Below are 19,871 nucleotides of genomic sequence, written 5' to 3'. Positions count from 1 at the left end.
TTCCACCAGCACCCGCAACTTCAACAACCGCCTGGGCAACGGCGCCCAGGTGTACCTGGGCAGCGCCGAACTAGCGGCGGTGTGCGCCCAGCTGGGGCAGATTCCTTCGAGGGTCGAATACCTGAAGATCGCCGCCGAAAAGATCGATCCCAACGGCGCCGAGCTCTACCGCTACCTCAACTTCGATCAAATCGAAGGATTTGGCGACAGTGGCCGAGTGGTGAGCAGCGAAGAGGAGTCCAGGGTGCTCGCGGGTGTGTGAGGGATTCGGCCTTTCTACATGCCTAGGTTAAAAAACCCTTCAAAAGGACTGCGGTCCTTTACCTGAAGCTCAGTTTCATCAACCACAAGCGGAAAGCCACACCTACGCTCAAACTGAAAAGCCATTGCATCACCAGCAGTTCGAAGAAGATCATTGGATAGACCCTCCACCATCCTGTATTGCTTTTGCGCTCCTGCGCATAGTCCTTGTCGAGTCGCATGCTAGACGCCTGACATTGATTCAGCTGAGAGAATTCAAAAGAACAGGCTTGTTATTTTTAAGTTTCGAAACTCACCGCTGCCCGCCCGAGAAGCCCAGCCGATCTAAGGCAAACATGCAGCCTACTAGTTATATTATAGGCGACTTTCTGCCTTAGCCGGATTATATCACACTTTTCAAGAGACTATTATGGTTTTTGATAAAATTCCATTCTTTTATTAACCGCCTTGATTGAAAACATTTTTTCTACTGTTATCCTGCCCGCCATGCCAATTCTCCTTCTCAAAGCAACGTCAGAATAAAGAATTTGAATAATTTCCTGAGCCTCGTGGCTCGTTTTAAATAAATAGCCATTTTCACCATGTCGGATGTGCTCTGCGTAGCCACCATAGTAGAAAAAAACTACAGGGACACCCGAAGCCATTGCCTCAAATACAACGCGACCAAATGTTTCCACATGAGTGCCACTACGATAGTAAAAAACGTCCAGCTGATTCATAAATCGTTCAGCCGGCATTGCGCCTTCTTGCGTCAATAATAAGTTTCCATGCTTAGGGAGCTGATCCCTTAGAAAACTACCTCCCTGTATAAAAATTTTGTATCCTAGGCCGAGCCACTTCTTATAGAGTTCTACATCCTCTATGTTGTGCTTCTGATAGTCGTCTCGGCTTAGTCGGCCAATAGTAAATACACCGGTTTCATTCCTCGCGCGAACCGTAAATCTAGAAATATCAATTGGCGAGGGGTGTATGACTCCATTTATATTTAATATTTTTGATTGAAAGTTAGAAATCAAGACCACTTCAGATTTTGGCCATCTTAACCAAAATGGATGCTTTTTAATCAAATCTGCAATTCGAGGATGAAAGGTATTAAAAACATAAATGAGTCGTATTGGCTTAACAAGAAATAGCGTCCAATACTTATTCCTCCAATGTGCACAAAGGAATATATACACACCCCCTCTTGGAATTGAACAATTGATCAATGATATCCTTTTAATTGGATAGGAGCTCAGAAGGTCCCTTGACGCCCTGGAAGATGTTGCCCATAAATATACATTACCATGTTTTTTAAGAAGTGAATAAAACGCAAGGGTTTCTCGCTCGCTGCCACCATATGGATTCATAAATCCATTAAAAAGATGAATGTCTTCCAATTCAATACCCTAATGTATTTAGAGAGCCGGCCTGAATAATGCCAAAGTTCAGCAACAGGCAGGGCTTAATGCATTGACCGCGTTCTTCTAGGCCCGCGTGCAGGATCTGATTTTAGACCCAATCTCAATCATGAAGAGGATGACTAGCAAAGTACGCATGCTTGCATCCCTCCAACCATGCCCCTGAGTGAAAGGGAAGCAGCTTGAGGTGGCTAAACTGAGAGTTGGTGGCAACTTGCCCGCTCGAGGCGGGGGATGCTCGAAGTATCATACCTCTACAAAAAAACATCTGCAGGCCTATATGCCAACAACAGAACCCATCTGATTCACGGGGTGGCCAAAGGAATCATCTGCCTTCCATGTCGGCGGTAGATATGGAAGCAACTATCAGTAGTAAGAAGTAATGGTAAGTCGGTGATCTCAGCCAACCGAATCAAAGCAGCGTCAGCAAGAGAAGCGGGCACATTCTCGTAGCGCTTGAAAAGTGAACTCACGGAGCCAATCTGGTCCTGGAGCACGAAAGGCAATTGCACAACCCCTCGCTCAATGAACTGCAGCGCCAATGAAGGATCAAATCCAGAACGCTTCAGCAAAAAACAGGTTTCCGCAACGACAGCCTCACAGCTAAGCAGTGGGGGCTGGTAAAGCCGAAACTGTTCGACAGCCCAGTTGTGATGGGTGTCGCTGCGACTCAACAGGGCAACCCAGGGGCCTGTATCCAGCAGCACCGCCATAATCAATTTGCACCGAATTCTGAGAGATAAGCAGGGTTGGATGACAGATCAGCTGGTCCATCTTCACAACAGCCAACAAGATCGGCCACCAGATCACCTGCGGATTGTGTAGCTGAGCCCTCCACGTCTTGCCGTGAGGGCTGGAGGAAGGCAGTCAATGCTCGTCGAACCAACTCAGACTTGCTCAGCCGACGACGCTGAGCCTGATCTGTGAGCTGGGCATCAAGGGCTTCGGTCAACTTGAGTGAAATCACAGCCATGGCAAACACCCAGCCGGAACACATTCATCTTACCAAGTGCCAAACGGTATTACGACCATCGATGGACCGCCTCTCTCGGAATTGGCCTGCAGGATCTGCTTATTCCAAGAGCAGCGGCCTCCACCAAGGAGCATTTCCGCTCTGCTCTTCCCGATCCTTCGAACGCTGGCCTTGAGTGGCAGGTAGTGAGATACGGCATCAAAGCTGACTCGTCGCCGGCCTGTCCACTCCAATGGCTTGTTCGAAGGTGTCGCTTCCTCACGGGCAGCCATTCCGAACGTTTGCCGCACCAGCAGTGCTCAAGACGCCTCCGCGTCAAGTCTCCCACTGGCGCTCAACCTCAGGCCAAGAGCCGAGACAACCTTCAGAAGGGAGCGTTCGCCGCCTTCTGGAACTTACCGGTGACGTCACCGGATAGGTTGATGTTGTCGGGATCGAGAACCATCACAGGCAATCCTGGAGCGAGTTCAAACTTGCGCAGGTCTGCCCAAATCACGTTGGGAGATGTCGTCAATTCGAAGAAATAGCGCTTGTCGGTCAAGTTCATCGCGGTGCGGTACTCGGTGTTGTAAGTGCCGAAGTCCTTGTAGGGAGCGCCGAACGGCACCGAGACGTTGCGTGCGATGGCGAGCACCGAGGCCACCGCTTCTCGCTCGGTCTTCGGCTTCGGCAGCATGGCGGCGTAGTATGCCGCACGCTGAAAGCGATCGGTGGCATTGACGTTGCCGGGGAGCGGCATGTCGCTGCTCGGTTTTGAGAAGTCCTGCTTCTTGAGCAAGACTAGTTGTTGATCATAAGTCGGGTCGTTGGTCATAATCCGGTACTCAGGGCCGTGATGCACGACCTTCTTGCCGTTGACGAACTCGATGATCGCGGAATCGCCGTTCGCGTCCTCGATCGCCAGGTGAACGGTGGCCTTGTGGCCATTCGTTTCCACCATCACCACCTGGACTTTATCGAGCAAGGCGAGGGCTTCGGTCACGGTGGCCGCCTTGTCGAGCAGTAACTGCGACCACAGTCCCGCATGCAGGCCGGGCTTGGCCGGATTGCGGGGTCCGAAGTCCGTCTCGCTGAGGTACAGCATGTGCACGCCCAGCCCACGCTCGTTGAAACCGTCCGCGGTGCCGATCCCGTAAACAGTGGTCACCATGCTGCCGTACTTCGAGGTCCAGCGGGCCTGGTTGTCCTTCACGATCACCTGGCCATCGGCGATCCCACCGTCGCGCTTCATCCCGCGAGGCAGCACGGTGAGCACGGGCTGCGTGGACTCCGGCCAGTCCATCGTGCGGCCGGAGATCACCGCGAGCCCGTTATCGTTCCAAAGGATGCGGGAGCACAAGGTGGTTCTCATCTACAGGTAGTAGACTATACGAACAAAGTCGTTCTTAATCCGCAACTCCGACACATCGGCCCCAACGTGATTCTTGCCGTCAGAATTGCCGCTCATTAGGCGCTCGTTCCTGCCCTGAACCTTCGCCCTGTTTGGCGGGCTTCAACCATTCCTCAACTGTAGCCTCCTGGCTACGAAAGCACAACGGTGCCTTGCTGCCTCCCATCAAGGACCGCACATCCTTCGAACGCTGCCACTAAGTTGCAGGCAAGCACTTTAAATCGCAAGCAGAGAATCGATGGAAGCCAGTCCACTTGAGGGGCTTGATCCGTTCCTGTATGCCGTGACACTTCTCTGGAGTGCGTCTTGAGAAAGCTCATTGAGGCTCTTTCCCTGTGCATCCGCAGTCATCGCCAATTTTTCGTGAAGTTCCGGTGGAATCCGAAGATTGAATTTGCCAGAATAGTGTCTGCGGGGCTCTATTCCCTGCTCCTTACAGACCTCAAGAAAGACGTGCAATGACTTTGTGAACTCTCGGCGGAGCTCATCCGGATTAGTTCCATAGAAGTCCGCACCTCCAGACAGTCCAAGAATTTCCCCGCGAAACTGATCCGTCACCTCGTCATACTCAATTTTGGCGTGGTAGCCATCCACATTCATAAGATTCATGATGTCACTCCGTGTTCTTCAAGCCATTTGCGGATTGAAGCAATAGCACCCTTGTCTGTATCTGGCGAGGGATGGGGTCTGCTGAAGACCCTTACTTCGCCAAGCGGAAAGTTTTCAGGATGGCGTATTGACTCAACAGACAAGTCAACATCAAGATCAGGCCAATAGAGATGGTCGGCCGTCGGTCGCAGGACGTTGAGGATCTGCTGAATCGTAGCTTCCTTTAACCAGAGAGCCTCGGAATAGGGAAGCGCAAGCTCCTCATCATCAATAAGCATCCAGACGCAATATCTGGACAAATTCGTGACTTCAGTTCCCAAAGTGATTGCTCCAGGCATCGGTGATCTCTTATTGGCGGGACTCTCCTATGCGCTCTGCGTCTTTAATCTTTGACGAGCCTAGCCCGATGTTGCGAACAAGTTGAATGCTTGGTCTGAGCCAGCACTTCGCCTCACCATCTGGGTGACTGACATGAATGTGCATACTGCTTTCCTCTCGGGAGAAGAAGAAAAACCTGCTGAAGGGCCTCCATGTATCGCTGGATCAGGCCACCCGGCCGCTCAGCCTCCAGACTGACCACTTCCGGCCAGACCCCCCCACCTGAACCAGGAAACCCTGCTGTTTGAACCCGCCCAACCGGTAGCGGGAGCTTTGCGTGCCGTGCTGGCCTTCCCCAGCACTTACACCGTGGGCATCACCAGCCTGGGCTACCAGGTGGTGTGGGCCAGCCTGGCCCAGCGGGCCGATGTAGATGTGCGGCGCCTATTCACCGACCAGGGCGATCCAGCGCATCGCCACTGCGACCTGTTCGGGCTATCGCTGAGCTGGGAGCTGGATGGGCCGGTACTGCTGGATCTGCTCGAGCAGCAGCGCATCCCGATCTGGGCGGCCGACCGCGGCGACGCTGACCCGATCGTGTTCGGCGGCGGTCCTGTGCTCACCGCCAACCCCGAGCCCCTGGCGCCCTTTTTTGATGTGGTGCTGCTGGGCGATGGCGAGCTGTTGCTGCCCGCCTTCATCGATGCCCTGCAGCAGCACCGCGGCGCCCCGCGGACCGAGCGGCTACTCCAGCTGGCCCAGCTGCCGGGGGTGTACGTACCGAGCCTCTATGCCCCCCGCTACTCCAGCGATGGCCAGCTGCTGGCAGTGGAGCCCAACCAAGCCGGCGTCCCCGCCACCGTGGCAAAACAAACCTGGCGCGGCAACACTTTGAGCCATTCGGCGGTGATCACCCCGGAGGCGGCCTGGCCCTCGATTCACATGGTGGAGGTAGTGCGCAGCTGTCCGGAGCTGTGCCGCTTCTGCCTGGCCAGCTACCTCACCCTGCCCTTTCGCACCCCCAGCCTTGAAGACGGCCTGATCCCGGCGGTGGAAAAGGGCCTGGCCGTCACCCAACGGCTGGGATTACTGGGGGCCTCGGTGACCCAGCACCCCCAATTTGCCGACCTGCTGGCCTGGCTCGATCAGGATCGCTTCGAGGGCACCCGGGTGAGCGTGAGCTCAGTGCGGGCCGCCACCGTGACCCCCGAACTAGGCCGGATCCTGGCCAAACGGGGCAGCAAATCGCTCACGATCGCCATCGAGAGCGGCAGCGAACGCATGCGCCAGGTGGTGAACAAGAAACTCAGCAGCGAGGAGATCTACTCAGCAGCCCGCTATGCCAAAGAAGGTGGCCTCACGAGTCTGAAGCTCTACGGCATGGTGGGCCTCCCCATCGAAGGAGACGCCGATGTGGAGGCCACCGCCGCCCTGCTGCTGGATCTGAAAAAGGCCACCCCAGGGCTGCGGCTGAGCCTGGGGGTGAGCACCTTTGTACCCAAGGCCCACACACCATTCCAATGGCAGGGGGTGCGCCCGGAAGCGGAAAAACGCCTGAAGCTGCTGGCCAAACGCCTCAAGCCCAAGGGCATCGAGCTGCGCCCCGAGAGCTATGGCTGGAGCGTGATCCAGGCGCTGCTGTCGCGCAGCGACCGCCGCCTAGCGCCAGTGATCGCCGCCGCCCGTGGCCGCCACGACAGCCTGGGGGGCTGGAAGCAGGCCTATCGGGGGGTGCGGGAGCAAACCTCCGGCCCCGAAACCCCGCCCCCCTGGGAGGAGGTGATCCATGCCAGCTGGAGCCCGGGGCGCGTGCTGCCCTGGGAGCACCTGGAGGGCCCCCTCCCCAAAGCAACGCTCGCCCAGCACCAGGCTGGGGCCCTCACTCAAACACCGCCGTGCGACCCCGATAGACCATCACCTGGCGCCTGAGGTGCAGCCTCACGGCCCTGGCCAGGGCGAGCCGTTCGCAATCACGACCCATCCGAATCAGATCTGCGACCTCATCACGGTGACCCACCGCCACGGTGGACTGGGCAATGATCGGGCCGCCATCGAGCTCCTCGGTGACGTAGTGGGCCGTGGCGCCGATCAGCTTCACGCCCCGCTCCCAGGCCCGGTGATAGGGCTGGGCCCCTTGAAAGGCCGGCAAGAATGAATGGTGGATGTTGATCACCCGGTGGAAGGCATCGGGGGAATCGAACGTCGCCAGAAAACGGGGCGTCAGCACCTGCATGTACTTGGCCAGGATCACCAGCTCGATCTGATGCTCCGCCAGCAACTCGAGCTGGCGGGCCTCCCCTTCCTCTCGGTTGGCCGCTGAAACCGGCAGGTAGGCAAAGCTCGCCCCGAATTGGGCCGCAATCGGCTCCAGATCGGCATGGTTAGCGATCACCAGCGGCACCCGCATCGGCAGCTCGCCGCTGCGCACGCGCCAAAGCAGATCGAGCAGGGCGTGGTCTTGCTTGCTGACAAAGATCGCCACCACCGGGCGGTAATCCGAGAAATTCACCCTGTAGGCGCCGTCCAGGCGCTCAGCCAGGGCTCGGGCCGTGGGGCAGATCGCCTCCCGCGGCAGCCCAAAACCCTCCAGCTGCCATTCAATGCGGCTCAAAAAGAGGCCGGCGCCCTGATCGCTGTGGTGGTCGGCGTGCACGATGTTGCCGCCGTTGGCGGCCACCCAACCGGAAAGCTCCCGCACCAGCCCCGGCTGGTCTGGGCAGATCATCTGCAGGATGGCGGTGGGGGCAGACATGGCGCTGGCTCCTTCAACTGCAGAAGTAGCACTCAAGGCACCGGCAGGATGCAGATTGCAAGCGACTACAGACCCTTCTAGGGGGCCGGCCAACCCCGATACACTCAGGCCCACGAACCCCTGGCCTTGGCGACTGCAATGGTTTTTGCACAGATACCCGCCGCGATACCAGCCCTAATCCGTGCCCTGGCCCAGCAGCTGCGCCGGCTGGCCGCCCTTGGCCTGGCCCTGGCGCTCTGCCTGGGCCTGGCCGCCTGTGACGGCAGCCAGGGCAAGAAGCCCCCGAGCATCAGCCCAGAGGACCTGGCCCTGATCGAGCGGCAGGCGGAGGGCTTCCTGGCAGCCCGCAACCGCCTGCCCGAGTTGGCCGCCCTCGTAAATGATCGCAACTGGGTCTTCACCGCCAACTTGATCCACGGCCCGATGCAGGAAGTGGGCCGGGAAATGAGCTACATCAACCAAAGGCTGCTGCCCGCCGACCGCCCCGAGGCCGAGAAGCGCGCCACCGCCCTGAAAACAGCCTTTGCCCAACTCGATGAAGCCGCCAAGCTCCAGGACGGCGACAAGTTGCGCAAGGCCTACATCAAGGTGGCCAGTGGCTTCGGCCTCTACGCCCAGGTGCTGCCTGCCCAGGTGCAGCAAGACCTGAAACAGGCCTGATCCAGCCAAGCCCCAGGGCCACCAGACCGCGCTCGGTGATTGTGATCGGCGCGGGGCTGGTGGGCCGTTCCTGCGCCTGGCTGCTCCAGGGCCGTGGCCACCAGGTGCAGCTGCTCGATCCCTGTCTGAACGGGGCCCCCGATCCAACAGCAGGCAGCTGGGCCGCCCTTGGGGTTGTGATGGCCCACGTATTCCAGCGCAGCAGTGGCCGGGCCTGGCGGCTGCGCCAGCGCAGCCTGCACCTCTGGGGCCGCTGGCGCCAGGAGCTGGGGGAGCAGGGCTGGCCGCTGGCGTGGCAGCATGGTCTCCTGATTCTGGCCAGCAGCCCCACCGACCTGGAGCGCCAGCAGCGGCTCCATTCCGAGCGCCAACGCCAGGCCATCCCGCTGGAGATCTGGAGCCGTCAGCGGCTCGCCGAACTGAGCCCAGCCCTGCCGGATGGGGCCGTCAGCGGGCTCTATTCCCCCGCAGACGGCCAACTGGATCCTGGCCCGGCCCTACAGGCGCTGCTGGCAGATGGGCGGCGGCTCGGAATCCAAACCTGCGGGGAGGCAGCCGCAAGGCTGGAGCGCCGATCCGGCCAGTGGACGGTGCACACCCAAGCCGGCCAGGCCCTGCAGGCCGAAGCAGTGGTGCTCTCGGCAGGGGTGGCCAGCGCCGGCCTGCTGGAACCGCTCGATCACTTCCTGCCCCTGGAGCCGGTGCTAGGCCAGGCCCTCGAACTCGAGCTTCCCCCCGGCACCCACTGGGGCCCCAGCCCGGCCTGGCCCGGCGCCGTGGTGTGGCAAGGGATGAACCTGGTGCCACGCCCCCCCAGCCAAGCCCAGGGCGAGCGGCTGTGGCTGGGGGCAACCCTGGAACCGGGCTGCCGGGCCGATCCAGACGCCCTGGCCGCCCTGCGGGAACTAGGCGGCGCAGCGCCCACCTGGCTGCGGCAGGCCCAGCTGGTCAGGCACTGGCAGGGCCACCGGCCCCACCCGATCGGTCGCCCGGCCCCCTTGCTGGAACAGCTGGAACCCGCTCTGGTGCTGGCCAGCGGCCACTACCGCAACGGCCTGCTGCTGGCGCCAGCGACGGCGGAGTGGGTGGCGCAGCAGCTGGAGGCCCCTTCTTAATCAAGCCCTAACCTGCCCCTTATGGCCCCCATCCGTTTTAGTTCACGCGCAATGGTGGGGGCAGCCCTAGGATTGGTTGACCTCAGCGGTTGCGGCGTATCCCCCGGCGGGGGGGCCAGCCAATTCCTGCAGGCAGCAGGAGCAAGCTTTCCGGCGGGGCTCTACCAGCGCTGGTTTGCAGACCTGGCCGCCAAGAAACGGATCCGGGTCAATTACCAGTCGGTGGGTTCCGGCGCCGGCGTGCGCCAGTTTGAAGCAGGCACGGTGGATTTTGCCGCCAGTGACAAACCTCTAGATGCGGGCGAGGCCGCAAAGGTCAAGCGGGGCGTGGTTCAACTTCCCCTCACCGCAGGCGCCATCGCCGTTGCCTACAACCTGCCCGGCTGCAGCCTCAAGCTCAGCCAGGCCCAACTGGTGCGGATCTTCGAGGGCAAGATCACCAACTTCCAGGAGCTCGGCTGCGCCAACCAACCAATCCAGGTGGTGGTGCGCTCCGATGGCTCCGGCACCACCTACAACTTCACCAATTCCCTGGCCGCCTTCAGCCCCAGCTGGAAGAACGGGCCCGGCGTCGGCAAATCGGTGAATTGGCCCACCGGCGTGGGGGCCAAGGGCAACGAGGGAGTCGCCGCCACCATGCTGCAAACCAAGGGCAGCATCGGCTACGTGGAAGCGGCCTATGTGCGGGGCGTGCTGCAAGCCGCCGCCATCGCAAACCGCAGCGGCAGCTTTGCCCTACCCGATGCTGCCGCTGCCAGCCAGGCCCTGGCCACAATCGACCTTGGAGCCGATCTCACCGGCAGCGATCCGAATCCCAGCGCCGGCTACCCGATCGTTACCTTCACCTGGGTGCTGCTCTACAGGAGCGGCAACGGCGCAAAACTTGCCGCCCTTCAGCGCACGATCAATTACGCCCTCAGCGATGGCGCCCAGCGCCAGGCCCCTGGGCTCGGCTACATCCCACTACCAGCGGGCGTTGTCACCAAGGCGAAGGCAGCCCTGGCCGGCGTGGGAGCCTGAGGCCAGGCTCCCACTTCATCAAGCCCTAGGGCCCTATTTGCTCTCGGTGAACTCGGCGTCGATCACGTCGTCACTGGCCGCGCCGCTGGCCCCATCGCTGGCGGCAGCGTTGCCGTTGCCACTAGGGGTGGCTCCGGCCGCGCCGGCCTGCTGGTAGACGGCGGCACCGGCGGCATAGAGGGCCTGTTGCAGGGTTTCGAGTTCCGACTTCATGGTGTCGAAATCGTCCTTGGCAATGGCCTCCTTGAGCTTGGTGGAGGAAGCCTCCACCTTGGCCTTGTCCTCGGCACCCACCTTGTCGCCCAGCTCGCCAAGTTGCTTTTCGGCCTGGTAAACGAGGGTTTCGGCCTGGTTCTTGGTGTCGATACGCTCGCGCTTCTCCTTGTCGACGCTGGCGTTGGTTTCCGCATCCTTCACCATCTTCTCCACCTCGTTTTCACTGAGGGTGGAAGCGCCGGTGATCGAGATGCTCTGCTCCTTGCCGCTGCCCTTGTCCTTGGCGGTGACGCTGAGGATGCCGTTGGCGTCGATGTCGAAGGTGACTTCGATCTGGGGCACACCCCGGGGAGCAGGCGGGATGCCGTCGAGGCGGAAGGTGCCGAGCGACTTGTTGTCGCTGGCCATCTCGCGCTCGCCCTGGAGCACGTGGATCTCCACGTTGGTCTGGCCGTCCACCGCCGTGGAGTAGGTCTCCGACTTCTTGGTGGGGATAGTGGTGTTGCGGGTGATCATCTTGGTCATCACCCCACCGAGGGTTTCCACCCCCAGGGAGAGCGGTGTGACATCCAGCAGCAGGATGTCCTTCACCTCACCGGCCAGGACGCCACCCTGGATGGCTGCTCCCACGGCCACTACCTCGTCAGGGTTGACAGTCTGGTTGGGGTCCTTGCCGGTGACCCGCTTGACCAGCTCCAACACCGCGGGGATGCGGGTGGAACCGCCCACCATCACGATCTCATCGAGTTCGGCCGACTTGAGCTTGGCGTCCTTGAGGGCCTGCTCCACCGGCACCCTGCAGCGATCAATCAGCTTGGAGGCCAGCTCTTCAAACTTGGCGCGGGTGAGGTTGAGGTCGAGGTGCTTGGGGCCCTCGGGAGTGGCGGTGATGAACGGCAGGTTGATCTCGCTCTGGGTGGCACTGGAGAGCTCGATCTTGGCCTTCTCGGCAGCCTCGGTGAGGCGCTGCAGGGCCTGCTTGTCCTGGCGCAGGTCAATGCCCTCATTGGCCTTGAAACTGTCAGCCAGATAGTCGACGATCACCTTGTCGAAGTCATCGCCGCCCAGGTGGGTGTCACCGGAGGTGGAGAGCACTTCGAACACGCCATCCCCCACTTCCAGCACCGACACGTCGAAGGTGCCGCCGCCCAGGTCGAACACCAGGATGCGCTCATTGCTCTTGCGGTCGAGGCCGTAGGCCAGGGCCGCCGCGGTGGGCTCGTTGATGATGCGCAGCACCTCGAGGCCGGCGATCTTGCCGGCATCCTTGGTGGCCTGGCGCTGGGAGTCGTTGAAATAGGCGGGAACGGTGATCACCGCCTGGGTGACGGTTTCACCGAGGTATTTGCCGGCGTCTTCCGCCAGCTTGCGCAGCACCTGGGCACTCACCTCCTCGGGGGCGAACTGCTTGTTCAGCACCGGGCACTTCACCTTGACGTTAGAGCCCGCCTTCTCGACGCCATAGCTCACTTCCTTCGACTCTTCGTTGACCTCGTCGACCCGACGGCCGATGAAGCGCTTGACCGAATAGAAAGTGTTCTCGGGATTCATCACCGCCTGGCGCTTGGCGATCTGGCCCACCAACTGATCTTGGTTTTTGGTGTAGGCCACCACGGAAGGGGTCGTGCGGAACCCTTCGGCGTTGGCTATCACAGTTGGCTTGCCGCCCTCCATCACGGCGACACAGCTATTCGTAGTGCCGAGGTCAATACCAACAACCTTGCCCATGGATTCCCACCTCCTTGCGGTGAATGAAACGATCTGGAAACATCTTCAGCAACCAGGGCCTTTCCAGGCGAGGGGTGGTTCCCGAACAGGCCCAAGCACCGCCCCTTTCGCCATGACCCCATCGATTTCCGGACACACTGCCCTGGCTGGGGTTCTGGGGAACCCGGTGCACCATTCCCTCTCGCCGGCCATGCAGAACGCCGCCCTGGCGGAGCTGGGCCTCGACTGGGTGTACCTGGCCCTGCCCGCCGCCGCCGACCAGCTGGAGGCAGTGTTGCGGGGGCTGGAAGCCGTCGATTGCCGCGGCCTCAACGTCACCCTGCCCCACAAGCAAGCCGTTGCCGGGCTGTGCCGCACCCTCTCACCCCTGGCCGAGCGGCTGGGCGCGGTGAACACCCTGGTGCGCGATCCGCAGGGGGGCTGGCGGGGCGACAACACCGATGTGGCTGGTTTCCTGGCTCCCCTGCGTGCCGGCGGGCGCAACTGGCAGGGCAAGCGAGCCGTGGTGCTGGGCTGCGGCGGCAGTGCCCGGGCCGTGGTGGCCGCCCTGGTGGAGCTGGGTTGCGGCAGCATTGAGGTGGCTGGCCGCAACGCCGCCAGGCAGCAGGCCCTGCTGGCCAGCTGTCGCAGCTGGGCACCCCAGCTCGAGGCGCTCACCTGGCAAACCCAAAGCACCCAGCCCTGCCAAAGCACCGGACTGGAGGGCGCGCTGGCCGAGGCCAGCCTGGTGGTCAACACCACTCCGGTGGGCATGGCCTCCGCCAGCGACCCAGGGGCCGCCAGTCGCTGCCCACTCAGCCCCGTCGAGCTGGAGTCGCTGCAGCCGCAAACCTGCATCTACGACCTGATCTACACCCCCCGACCCACGGCCCTGCTCGCGGCCGCTGCCGCCCGGGGCTGCGAAGCCCTGGACGGCCTGGAGATGCTGGTGCAACAGGGGGCCGCCGCCCTGCGCCAGTGGAGCGGTATCGACGCCGTGCCGGTGGCGGCGATGCGGGCCGCGGCCCTGGCCCAACTCTCCCCGCCAGACAACGGCCCTTAGCCTTGGCGAATCCGGCACTATCGAGGCCATGCAGGCTCCCCCGATCTGGCAAAGGCTGCTGGCAGCCCTGGCCTACCTGCTGCCCTGGAGCGACGCCTTCCCCTTCGGCCGCAACCTGTTTGGCCTGTTCCCGGCCCTGCAGTGGCTGGGGGTGCCGATCCTGCCCATCGCCCTGCTGGAGCAGGCGGTGCCCTTTGGCGGCCTAGTGCTGTTCTTGGTGCTGTTCCTGGCGGTGGTGCGCAACAGCAGGGTGCCCTACCTGATCCGCTTCAACGTGCTCCAGGCGATCCTGGTGGACATCGTGATAGTGCTGATCAGCCTGGCCTTTCAGGTGCTCCAGCTCAATTCCCTCGACTTCATCGGCAAGACCCTCAGCAACACGGTCTTCTTAGGCGCCCTGGTGCTGGTTTCCTTCGCGGTGGTTCAAAACCTGCGGGGCAAGGAGGCCGACATTCCCAGCCTGTCTGAGGCGGTGCGAATGCAGCTGTAGGGTGTTGGATCCGTCGCCGGTGGGCCCCAGCCTGCTGGCCGCTGCCCCAAGCCCTGAGGCGCCAACTCCAAGCGACCATGACGCAGCCCTATTACGAGACCATGTACATCCTTCGCCCGGACATTCCGGAGGAAGAGGTGGAGAGCCATGTCACCAAGTACCGCGATCTGGTCACCGAATCCGGCGGCGAGGTGCTGGATTGCCAGATGCGCGGCAAGCGCCGGCTCGCCTACACGATCGCCAAGCACCGCGAAGGCATCTACGTCCAGCTCAACCACAATGGCGACGGCCAACAGGTGGGCCCACTCGAGCGGGCGATGCGGCTCTCCGAGGACGTGATTCGCTATCTCACCGTCAAGCAGGATGGGCCCATGCCCGCTCCCCGCACCCTGCCAGGGGCCGCCAGCGAAGCTGTCCCGATAGAACCGGCAGCAGTGTGATTCGGCCCGGGATCTGGCCCAGCTTGTAATGCTTGCCGCGCAAGCGTAACCTCGGGCCATGGAGCCGGATCCCAGCCAAATCGAACCGGATACGCTGGGGCTATCTGCCCAGCAACTGGAGCGGGAGCTGGCCAGAACCCGGGAGGAGCTGCAGGCGATGCAGGCCCTGCTCGAAGACCTCCCCAGCGTTTTTGAGAACAAATTCCGGCAGCGGCTGCAGCCCCTGCTCGAGCAGCAACAGCGACTGCTCAGCGAAAACACTGTGCTGCGTCAACACCTGCATCAACTCCAACCTGGCGTCGGCGCGGCTCCCCACCAACCAGTGCTGCTGCCGCAGCAACAGGAAAGACCCCGGCTGCGCCGGGCCCTGCGCCACGCCTTTGGACTGGCTGACCACAGCCAACTTGACCAGAGCCAGCCTGACCAGAGAAGTGCTGACTAGCGCCGGCGGGCAGCCCAGAGGCGGGTGGGCAGGCCCCACACATAGATGAAGCCCTCGGCAGCCCGGTGGTCGAACTGATCGCCGGCGTCGTAGGTGGCCATGGAGGGCACGTAGAGGCTGTCGCTGCTACTGCTGCGCCCCACCACGGTGGCGTTGCCCTTGTGAAGCCTAATCCGCACGGTGCCATTGACCGCGATCTGGGTCCGGTCGATGAAGCCATCGATGGCGTCCTTGAGCGGCCCATACCAGAGGCCCTGATACACCAGGTCGGCCCACTGCTGCTCGAGCTGGCGCTTGCTGCGCAGCACATCGGCCGCCAGGGTGAGGCTCTCGAGCTCCTGGTGGGCCTTGATCAGCAGCAGCAGCCCAGGGGTTTCGTAGATCTCCCGGCTCTTGATGCCCACAACCCGGTTCTCGATCATGTCGAGCCGGCCGAAGCCATGGCTGCCGGCCAGGGCGTTGGCGCGGCGGATCAGGTCCACCGGATCGAGGCGCACCCCATCGATGCTCACCGGGTTGCCCTGCTCAAAACCGATCTCCACCAGCTGGGCCTGATCCGGAGCCGCGTCCACACTCACGGTGAGGGCGTAGATCTCCTCGGGCGGCTCCACGTTGGGGTCTTCGAGGGAGCCGGCCTCGATCGAGCGGCCCAGCAGGTTGAGGTCGATCGAATAGGGCGACTTCTTGCTCACCGGCGAGGGGATGCCGCAGCGCTCGCCGTAGGCGATCGTTTCCTCCCGGCTCATGCCCCACTCCCGCGCCGGCGTGAGCACCTTGAGATCGGGGGCCAGGGCGCCGATGGTCACATCGAAACGCACCTGGTCGTTGCCCTTACCGGTGCAGCCGTGGGCCACCGCATCGGCCCCCAGTTCCCGGGCGATCTCCACCAGCCGGCGGGCAATCAGGGGCCTGGCCAGGGCCGTGCTGAGGGGATAGCGCCCCTCATAGAGAGCATTGGCCCGGATCGCCGGGAAGGCGAATTCGGTGATGAAGGGTTCGATCAGGTCAGTCACAATCGACTGGCTGGCGCCGGATTCGAGCGCCTTGCGGCGAATCGGCTCGAGCTCGTCCCCCTGGCCCAGGTCGGCGGCGAAGGTAATCACCTCCTCCACTCCCCATTCCTGCTTCAGATAGGGGATGCAGACGCTGGTGTCCACCCCGCCGGAATAGGCCAGCACCGCCTTCTTAGCCCGACCCATCCAGCCACTCCCGTGCTCAGTCGTTCGATTCTCCCCTGTCGGGGTCGGGCAGGGGCCAGTGGGTGAGCAACCACAGCCCCAGGGCCAGCGGCGGCAGAAGCACCAACAACCACACCAGGGCAGGTTGCAGGGGCAGGGGCGCCGGCCAGCGCTGACCCGCTGCAGCCAGCAGGGCACTGAGGGCCAGGGCCAGGCTCCAGAGGCGCGCCACTCCAGCCAGTTTCATGAATTCCATCCTTTACACCGCTATGGTGATGGATTGGACTTGTCAAGCGCAGCCCCCCTTCATGAGCAACCTGGCAACCAGTGGCAGTAGCCGGCTCGACAGCATCAACCCTTCGCTGACGCGCTACGGCCGCAGCGAGCCGGCACCGGTGCTGCCCCTGCGAGATGAGCCCGACCTGCTGAGCTGGCTGGAGAGCAGCGGGCGCCTGGTGGCTGACGAGGAAACCGCCAGCACCGACGTGAGCACGGTGGAAGAGGAGGAACTCTCGGCATTGATGGGTGAGAAAGAGGACTACAACAAGGACGACGAACAACAGGACGAAAACTGGGAAGACTGAAGTTGGTGGTGTCCCCAGGTTCCGGCAGTCAGCCCATGGCCTTACTGCTCGGCGGCATCCTGCTTCTGGCCTGTCTGTTGAGCGACTGGCACAGCCGCTCCCTTCAGCTCTCCGCGCCGCTGCTGCTGGCCGCCCTGGTCAGTGGGGGCGTAACCGCCTGGGGGGTGCCGCGGCTGCAGCGGCTCAAACTTGGCCAGGTGATCCGGGAAGATGGTCCCCAGGGCCACAGGAGCAAGGCTGGCACTCCCACCATGGGGGGCCTGCTGGTGGTGCCCGTGGGCGTCCTGGTGGGCGGCCTGATCGCACCAGGCGATCCGCGCCTGGTGGCGGTGGCGGCCGTCACCCTGGCCTTCATGGCCATCGGCGCCATTGACGACTGGCGCAGCCTCACCCGCCAGACCAACAAGGGCCTGAGCGCCCGGGCCAAGCTGCTGCTCCAGGCCCTTGCGGCCACTCTGTTTCTGATCTGGGCTGGCCTGGGCCAGTGGCTGGGCGGGGCCGACGCTGGGGACATCGCCCTGCCCCTGGGTTGGGTACTGCCGATCGGCTTGCTGATCTGGCCCCTGGGCCTGTTTGTCTTCATGGCCGAAAGCAACGCCACCAACCTCACCGATGGGCTCGACGGCCTGGCGGCAGGCTGTGGCGCCGTGGTGTTCACAGGCATGGGGCTGCAACTGATGCTGCGCGGCCACGGGGGCGATGCCTCCCTGGCGGGCTTCTGCGCCGCGATGGCCGGCTGCTGGCTGGGCTTTCTGGCCCACAACCGCCACCCGGCCCGGCTGTTCATGGGCGACACCGGTTCCCTGGCGATGGGGGCAGCCCTCAGTGCCGTGGCCCTGCTTGCCAACAGCCTCTGGCCACTGTTGCTGATGGGTGGGGTGTTCCTGGCGGAATCGCTGTCGGTGATCCTGCAGGTGTGGGTGTTCAAGGCCACCAAAGACCCAGCCACCGGCCAGGGCCGGCGCCTGTTCAAGATGGCCCCGCTGCACCACCACTTCGAGCTGGGGGGGCTGGGCGAGCAAACCGTCGTGATCCGTTTCTGGATCGCCAGCCTGCTACTGGTGGGACTGGGTTTGGTGCTGCTGCCCTGAACCCTGCCCCCTCCCCCGATCCCATGGCCTACTTCACCTGGAAGGACACCGGCCTCAGCTCAGACTGCGCCAGCCTCTCAGCCATGGCCGCCCGCTTTGAAGAGGCGGCGGGCCTAATGCGCCGCATGGCTGCCGAAGGTTTCCAGCTTGAACGGCACAGCGACGGCCAACACATCACCCACCCCGATCCCAGCGTATTTGAGGCCTACGGCTTCATCAACGAGGAATCCCCCGTGCGCCAGCTCACCCTGCTGAACTGAGCTGGCAAGGCCCAACCTGGGGATCAGTTGCGCCGCAGATAACCCACCACCCACACCACCACAAAGGCCAGGGAGGAAAGACCCAGGTAGATCAGGGCCCATTTCTGCAATGTGGCAATGTCCCAGCCAAACAGCAATCCATTGGCCGCGTCGCCGGCTGTGCTGAAACCCAACGGCCAACCCATCTGCGTGTCCCTGGATAGAAGTAAACCACTCTGATTGTGCCGGGTGCCAACCATCGTTGCGGCCCTCAGCGCCTGGTGGGCAAGGGATTTGGCCCTTATGGTGCATTCAGCAAAAGAAACCATGAGCCAGGTCCCACTCCGCCAGCGTCGCAGCGACGGCGACAGCCGCAGCGCGCCTGGGGTGACCGACCTGCGCAGCCGCCGCAAATCACCCCAACCGGCCAAGCCAACCGTGGCCTCCAAACGGCGCCGGCCGCCCCTGGTGCCCTTTGCCCTTGGAATTGCCCTGGGCTACGGCCTGGCTGGCCCACTGCCCCAGCTGGCCACGGGAGCCATGGCCGCCCTGCTGCATGGGCCCCAGCAGCTCAGCGGGCTGATCAACCCCTTCGCCTTCGCCAACCGTCGCATCCTGGTGATCGGCACCGACAAGGTCGGCGAAAACACCGATGTGATGTTCACGGTGCAGCTCAAGGACGGCACCACCCAGCTCACCCAGGTGCCCCGGGACACCTTCGTGGAGTCGAGCGAATTCGGCATCGTCAAGGCCAATGCCCTTTACGCCTTCGGCGGCATGGATGCTCTTAAGCAGGAAATCGCCAGCCTGCTGGACGCGCCGGTAGATCGCTATGTGCGGGTGAACCTGCGGGCGGTGGAGCACCTGGCGGCAGCCCTCGGTGGCGTCGAAGTGGATGTGCCCAAGCGGATGTACTACGTCGACAACGCCCAGAACCTCTACATCGACCTCTATCCGGGCCGCCAGGTGCTCAGGGGGGAGCAGCTCGAGGGTTTCCTGCGCTTCCGCCACGACGAACTGGGTGACCTGGGCCGAATGGAGCGGCAGAAACTCGTGCTCGCTGAGGTCTTTCGCAAGCTAGCCCAGCCAGCCACCCTGACCCGCCTGCCCGAGCTGCTCAAGGTTGCCGGCAACGACATCAAGACCGATCTCTCCCCTCTGGAGCTGGGCCAGCTGGTAACGGCCATGGCCAGCACCAAGCTCAGCACCGGCCAGTTACCCGGCCGGCTGTTCTGGCACAACGATCTGAGCTACTGGATGCCCGACGCCAATAGCGAATATGCCGGTATTGCCAGCCAGGAACCGGAACCCTGATCCGCCCTGGGTTCAACGAGACCCTGGGGGATATCAATACGTTTCAAAGAAAAGGGAGCTTATTTATGCTCCCAAAACGAGAATTTCCCCGATCAAAGGTCGGATCATTGAGAAAGAAAATTAAAGCATTCAGCGCCCCGCTGCTCCGGCTTGCCGGAGAAACCACCAGGTTCAGGCACATGGGCCATCAGCACGTCGGCAACGAAGCGATCCGATGACTCCTTGGAGTCCCAAATTGCCACAATCAACACACCACCATCGACTGCTCCAGCTGCGTGATGGAGCTGCCCCTTTGGCTAGCCACCTTTTGGATGAACAGCTGCGACTTCATCCCAATACTGCTGTTCCGTCGCACCTGGCCAGAAATGGGTAAGGATGTAAGCCATCAGCCAAAGAAAATAAGTACCGTCTCACAGTAGCCGTTTGGCCGGATGCTGCTCCAGCACCTGCTTGAGATACCTGCCCGTATGACTGGTGGGATGCTCTGCGACCTCCTCAGGAGTGCCACAAACCACGATCTCGCCCCCCTTGTCGCCCCCTTCTGGGCCCAGATCCACGATCCAGTCAGCACAGCGGATCACATCGAGGTTGTGCTCAATCACCAGGATC

Annotated in this window: 26 protein-coding genes and 1 pseudogene; 13 read left to right on the top strand and 14 right to left on the bottom strand. The window is 62.1% G+C overall.

Annotation, left to right across the window (positions count from 1 at the left end; all coding sequences use genetic code 11):
• Positions 1–262: hypothetical protein (locus KBZ07_RS04755; RefSeq protein ID WP_254930538.1), on the top strand; the 262-nt coding region annotated here is incomplete at its 5' end.
• A 406-nt stretch (positions 263–668) separates the two neighbouring features.
• Here KBZ07_RS04755 and KBZ07_RS04750 read toward each other — a convergent pair.
• The 7 genes and pseudogenes from KBZ07_RS04750 to KBZ07_RS04720 form a co-directional block, all read right to left on the bottom strand.
• A complete protein-coding gene (locus tag KBZ07_RS04750; protein ID WP_254930537.1) occupies positions 669–1,640 on the bottom strand; it encodes a glycosyltransferase family 4 protein in 972 nt (323 codons plus the stop codon).
• 326 nt (positions 1,641–1,966) lie between these two features.
• Positions 1,967–2,374: a type II toxin-antitoxin system VapC family toxin gene (locus tag KBZ07_RS04745; RefSeq protein WP_254930536.1), complete on the bottom strand. Its 408-nt coding sequence runs from the start codon at positions 2,372–2,374 to the stop codon at positions 1,967–1,969.
• A 2-nt stretch (positions 2,375–2,376) separates the two neighbouring features.
• Positions 2,377–2,634, bottom strand: a complete 258-nt coding sequence (locus KBZ07_RS04740) for a ribbon-helix-helix protein, CopG family (RefSeq protein ID WP_254930535.1) — start codon at positions 2,632–2,634, stop codon at positions 2,377–2,379.
• Positions 2,635–2,998: 364 nt separating this feature from the next.
• Entirely contained in the window at positions 2,999–3,973 is a 975-nt protein-coding gene (locus KBZ07_RS04735) for a linear amide C-N hydrolase (protein ID WP_254930534.1), read from the bottom strand.
• A gap of 267 nt (positions 3,974–4,240) precedes the next feature.
• Complete coding sequence (locus KBZ07_RS04730) at positions 4,241–4,624, bottom strand: type II toxin-antitoxin system HicB family antitoxin (RefSeq protein ID WP_254930533.1); 384 nt, start codon at positions 4,622–4,624, stop codon at positions 4,241–4,243.
• 5 nt (positions 4,625–4,629) lie between these two features.
• On the bottom strand, positions 4,630–4,971 hold the full coding sequence (locus KBZ07_RS04725) for a DUF2442 domain-containing protein (protein ID WP_254930532.1): 342 nt from the start codon (positions 4,969–4,971) through the stop codon (positions 4,630–4,632).
• 10 nt (positions 4,972–4,981) lie between these two features.
• A pseudogene (locus KBZ07_RS04720) lies at positions 4,982–5,137 on the bottom strand (DUF4160 domain-containing protein); the annotation flags it as partial.
• A 156-nt stretch (positions 5,138–5,293) separates the two neighbouring features.
• Here KBZ07_RS04720 and KBZ07_RS04715 point away from each other — a divergent pair.
• Positions 5,294–6,880 (top strand): radical SAM protein, encoded by a 1,587-nt coding sequence (locus KBZ07_RS04715; protein WP_254930531.1) that lies wholly within the window; start codon positions 5,294–5,296, stop codon positions 6,878–6,880.
• Here the strand turns inward: KBZ07_RS04715 and purU are convergent.
• Positions 6,831–7,703, bottom strand: coding sequence for a formyltetrahydrofolate deformylase (purU, locus tag KBZ07_RS04710; protein WP_254930530.1), 873 nt, complete (start codon positions 7,701–7,703; stop codon positions 6,831–6,833). The genes KBZ07_RS04715 and purU overlap by 50 nt on opposite strands.
• Positions 7,704–7,841: 138 nt before the next feature.
• Here purU and psbQ point away from each other — a divergent pair, with 138 nt between their 5' ends.
• From psbQ to pstS, 3 genes are read left to right on the top strand one after another with little or no spacing between them, the layout of a single operon-like run.
• Positions 7,842–8,363 (top strand): photosystem II protein PsbQ, encoded by a 522-nt coding sequence (gene psbQ, locus KBZ07_RS04705; protein WP_254930529.1) that lies wholly within the window; start codon positions 7,842–7,844, stop codon positions 8,361–8,363.
• Between the two features lie 35 nt (positions 8,364–8,398).
• Positions 8,399–9,478 (top strand): FAD-binding oxidoreductase, encoded by a 1,080-nt coding sequence (locus KBZ07_RS04700; protein WP_254930528.1) that lies wholly within the window; start codon positions 8,399–8,401, stop codon positions 9,476–9,478.
• A gap of 21 nt (positions 9,479–9,499) precedes the next feature.
• On the top strand, positions 9,500–10,498 hold the full coding sequence (gene pstS / locus KBZ07_RS04695) for a phosphate ABC transporter substrate-binding protein PstS (protein ID WP_396123921.1): 999 nt from the start codon (positions 9,500–9,502) through the stop codon (positions 10,496–10,498).
• 33 nt (positions 10,499–10,531) lie between these two features.
• Here the strand turns inward: pstS and dnaK are convergent, their stop codons facing one another.
• Positions 10,532–12,442 carry a molecular chaperone DnaK gene (dnaK, locus tag KBZ07_RS04690; protein ID WP_254930526.1) on the bottom strand — a complete coding sequence of 637 codons (1,911 nt, stop codon included), beginning with the start codon at positions 12,440–12,442 and terminating at the stop codon, positions 10,532–10,534.
• Positions 12,443–12,554: 112 nt separating this feature from the next.
• On the opposite strand from dnaK, the gene KBZ07_RS04685 reads away from it, so the two are divergent.
• The 4 genes from KBZ07_RS04685 to KBZ07_RS04670 all read left to right on the top strand — a co-directional run bounded on the left by KBZ07_RS04685 (position 12,555) and on the right by KBZ07_RS04670 (position 14,856).
• Positions 12,555–13,484, top strand: coding sequence for a shikimate dehydrogenase (locus tag KBZ07_RS04685; protein ID WP_254930525.1), 930 nt, complete (start codon positions 12,555–12,557; stop codon positions 13,482–13,484).
• Between the two features lie 28 nt (positions 13,485–13,512).
• The gene (locus KBZ07_RS04680) at positions 13,513–13,974 is read left to right on the top strand and encodes a Tic20 family protein (protein WP_254930524.1); all 462 of its coding nucleotides are present in this window, start codon (positions 13,513–13,515) and stop codon (positions 13,972–13,974) included.
• A 77-nt stretch (positions 13,975–14,051) separates the two neighbouring features.
• A complete protein-coding gene (rpsF, locus tag KBZ07_RS04675) occupies positions 14,052–14,414 on the top strand; it encodes a 30S ribosomal protein S6 (RefSeq protein ID WP_254930523.1) in 363 nt (120 codons plus the stop codon).
• A gap of 58 nt (positions 14,415–14,472) precedes the next feature.
• A complete protein-coding gene (locus KBZ07_RS04670; protein ID WP_254930522.1) occupies positions 14,473–14,856 on the top strand; it encodes a hypothetical protein in 384 nt (127 codons plus the stop codon).
• Here KBZ07_RS04670 and KBZ07_RS04665 read toward each other — a convergent pair.
• Positions 14,853–16,055, bottom strand: coding sequence for an argininosuccinate synthase (locus KBZ07_RS04665; protein WP_254930521.1), 1,203 nt, complete (start codon positions 16,053–16,055; stop codon positions 14,853–14,855). The two genes, KBZ07_RS04670 and KBZ07_RS04665, sit on opposite strands and share 4 nt — an antisense overlap.
• A 16-nt stretch (positions 16,056–16,071) precedes the next feature.
• A complete protein-coding gene (locus KBZ07_RS04660) occupies positions 16,072–16,281 on the bottom strand; it encodes a hypothetical protein (protein WP_254930520.1) in 210 nt (69 codons plus the stop codon).
• A 61-nt stretch (positions 16,282–16,342) separates the two neighbouring features.
• Between KBZ07_RS04660 and KBZ07_RS04655 the strand changes: the two genes are divergently transcribed.
• Genes KBZ07_RS04655 through KBZ07_RS04645 form a run of 3 tightly spaced genes read left to right on the top strand, consistent with a single transcriptional unit; the run spans position 16,343 to position 17,969 of the window.
• On the top strand, positions 16,343–16,618 hold the full coding sequence (locus KBZ07_RS04655) for a DUF3134 domain-containing protein (RefSeq protein ID WP_254930519.1): 276 nt from the start codon (positions 16,343–16,345) through the stop codon (positions 16,616–16,618).
• Positions 16,619–16,653: 35 nt separating this feature from the next.
• Positions 16,654–17,709 carry a phospho-N-acetylmuramoyl-pentapeptide-transferase gene (gene mraY, locus KBZ07_RS04650; RefSeq protein ID WP_254930518.1) on the top strand — a complete coding sequence of 352 codons (1,056 nt, stop codon included), beginning with the start codon at positions 16,654–16,656 and terminating at the stop codon, positions 17,707–17,709.
• A 23-nt stretch (positions 17,710–17,732) separates the two neighbouring features.
• Positions 17,733–17,969: a hypothetical protein gene (locus tag KBZ07_RS04645; protein WP_254930517.1), complete on the top strand. Its 237-nt coding sequence runs from the start codon at positions 17,733–17,735 to the stop codon at positions 17,967–17,969.
• Between the two features lie 23 nt (positions 17,970–17,992).
• On the opposite strand, the gene KBZ07_RS04640 is transcribed toward KBZ07_RS04645, so the two are convergent.
• Entirely contained in the window at positions 17,993–18,154 is a 162-nt protein-coding gene (locus KBZ07_RS04640; protein ID WP_254930516.1) for a cytochrome B6, read from the bottom strand.
• 121 nt (positions 18,155–18,275) lie between these two features.
• On the opposite strand from KBZ07_RS04640, the gene KBZ07_RS04635 reads away from it, so the two are divergent.
• On the top strand, positions 18,276–19,262 hold the full coding sequence (locus tag KBZ07_RS04635; protein ID WP_254930515.1) for an LCP family protein: 987 nt from the start codon (positions 18,276–18,278) through the stop codon (positions 19,260–19,262).
• A gap of 104 nt (positions 19,263–19,366) precedes the next feature.
• Here the strand turns inward: KBZ07_RS04635 and KBZ07_RS04630 are convergent, their stop codons facing one another.
• Together KBZ07_RS04630 and KBZ07_RS04625 are read right to left on the bottom strand one after the other, a co-directional pair.
• Positions 19,367–19,513 (bottom strand): hypothetical protein, encoded by a 147-nt coding sequence (locus KBZ07_RS04630; protein ID WP_254930514.1) that lies wholly within the window; start codon positions 19,511–19,513, stop codon positions 19,367–19,369.
• A gap of 159 nt (positions 19,514–19,672) precedes the next feature.
• A partial coding sequence (locus KBZ07_RS04625) for a DNA helicase UvrA (protein ID WP_254930513.1) occupies positions 19,673–19,871 on the bottom strand: 199 nt, incomplete at its 5' end.

This window comes from Cyanobium sp. BA20m-14, from assembly GCF_024346295.1.
This window is presented reverse-complemented; position numbering and strand designations above follow the sequence as displayed.

Bases quoted from the DNA above. Each gene is read 5' to 3' on its own strand.
- KBZ07_RS04730 (WP_254930533.1), bottom strand. From the start codon at position 4,624: ATGAATGTGGATGGCTACCACGCCAAAATTGAGTATGACGAGGTGACG.
- KBZ07_RS04645 (WP_254930517.1), top strand. From the start codon at position 17,733: ATGGCCTACTTCACCTGGAAGGACACCGGCCTCAGCTCAGACTGCGCC.
- KBZ07_RS04660 (WP_254930520.1), bottom strand. From the start codon at position 16,281: ATGAAACTGGCTGGAGTGGCGCGCCTCTGGAGCCTGGCCCTGGCCCTC.
- KBZ07_RS04635 (WP_254930515.1), top strand. From the start codon at position 18,276: ATGAGCCAGGTCCCACTCCGCCAGCGTCGCAGCGACGGCGACAGCCGC.
- KBZ07_RS04670 (WP_254930522.1), top strand. From the start codon at position 14,473: ATGGAGCCGGATCCCAGCCAAATCGAACCGGATACGCTGGGGCTATCT.
- psbQ (WP_254930529.1), top strand. From the start codon at position 7,842: ATGGTTTTTGCACAGATACCCGCCGCGATACCAGCCCTAATCCGTGCC.
- KBZ07_RS04640 (WP_254930516.1), bottom strand. From the start codon at position 18,154: ATGGGTTGGCCGTTGGGTTTCAGCACAGCCGGCGACGCGGCCAATGGA.
- KBZ07_RS04745 (WP_254930536.1), bottom strand. From the start codon at position 2,374: ATGGCGGTGCTGCTGGATACAGGCCCCTGGGTTGCCCTGTTGAGTCGC.
- rpsF (WP_254930523.1), top strand. From the start codon at position 14,052: ATGACGCAGCCCTATTACGAGACCATGTACATCCTTCGCCCGGACATT.
- pstS (WP_396123921.1), top strand. From the start codon at position 9,500: ATGGCCCCCATCCGTTTTAGTTCACGCGCAATGGTGGGGGCAGCCCTA.
- mraY (WP_254930518.1), top strand. From the start codon at position 16,654: ATGGCCTTACTGCTCGGCGGCATCCTGCTTCTGGCCTGTCTGTTGAGC.
- KBZ07_RS04680 (WP_254930524.1), top strand. From the start codon at position 13,513: ATGCAGGCTCCCCCGATCTGGCAAAGGCTGCTGGCAGCCCTGGCCTAC.
- KBZ07_RS04655 (WP_254930519.1), top strand. From the start codon at position 16,343: ATGAGCAACCTGGCAACCAGTGGCAGTAGCCGGCTCGACAGCATCAAC.
- KBZ07_RS04665 (WP_254930521.1), bottom strand. From the start codon at position 16,055: ATGGGTCGGGCTAAGAAGGCGGTGCTGGCCTATTCCGGCGGGGTGGAC.
- KBZ07_RS04725 (WP_254930532.1), bottom strand. From the start codon at position 4,971: ATGCCTGGAGCAATCACTTTGGGAACTGAAGTCACGAATTTGTCCAGA.
- purU (WP_254930530.1), bottom strand. From the start codon at position 7,703: ATGTCTGCCCCCACCGCCATCCTGCAGATGATCTGCCCAGACCAGCCG.
- dnaK (WP_254930526.1), bottom strand. From the start codon at position 12,442: ATGGGCAAGGTTGTTGGTATTGACCTCGGCACTACGAATAGCTGTGTC.
- KBZ07_RS04685 (WP_254930525.1), top strand. From the start codon at position 12,555: ATGACCCCATCGATTTCCGGACACACTGCCCTGGCTGGGGTTCTGGGG.
- KBZ07_RS04740 (WP_254930535.1), bottom strand. From the start codon at position 2,634: ATGGCTGTGATTTCACTCAAGTTGACCGAAGCCCTTGATGCCCAGCTC.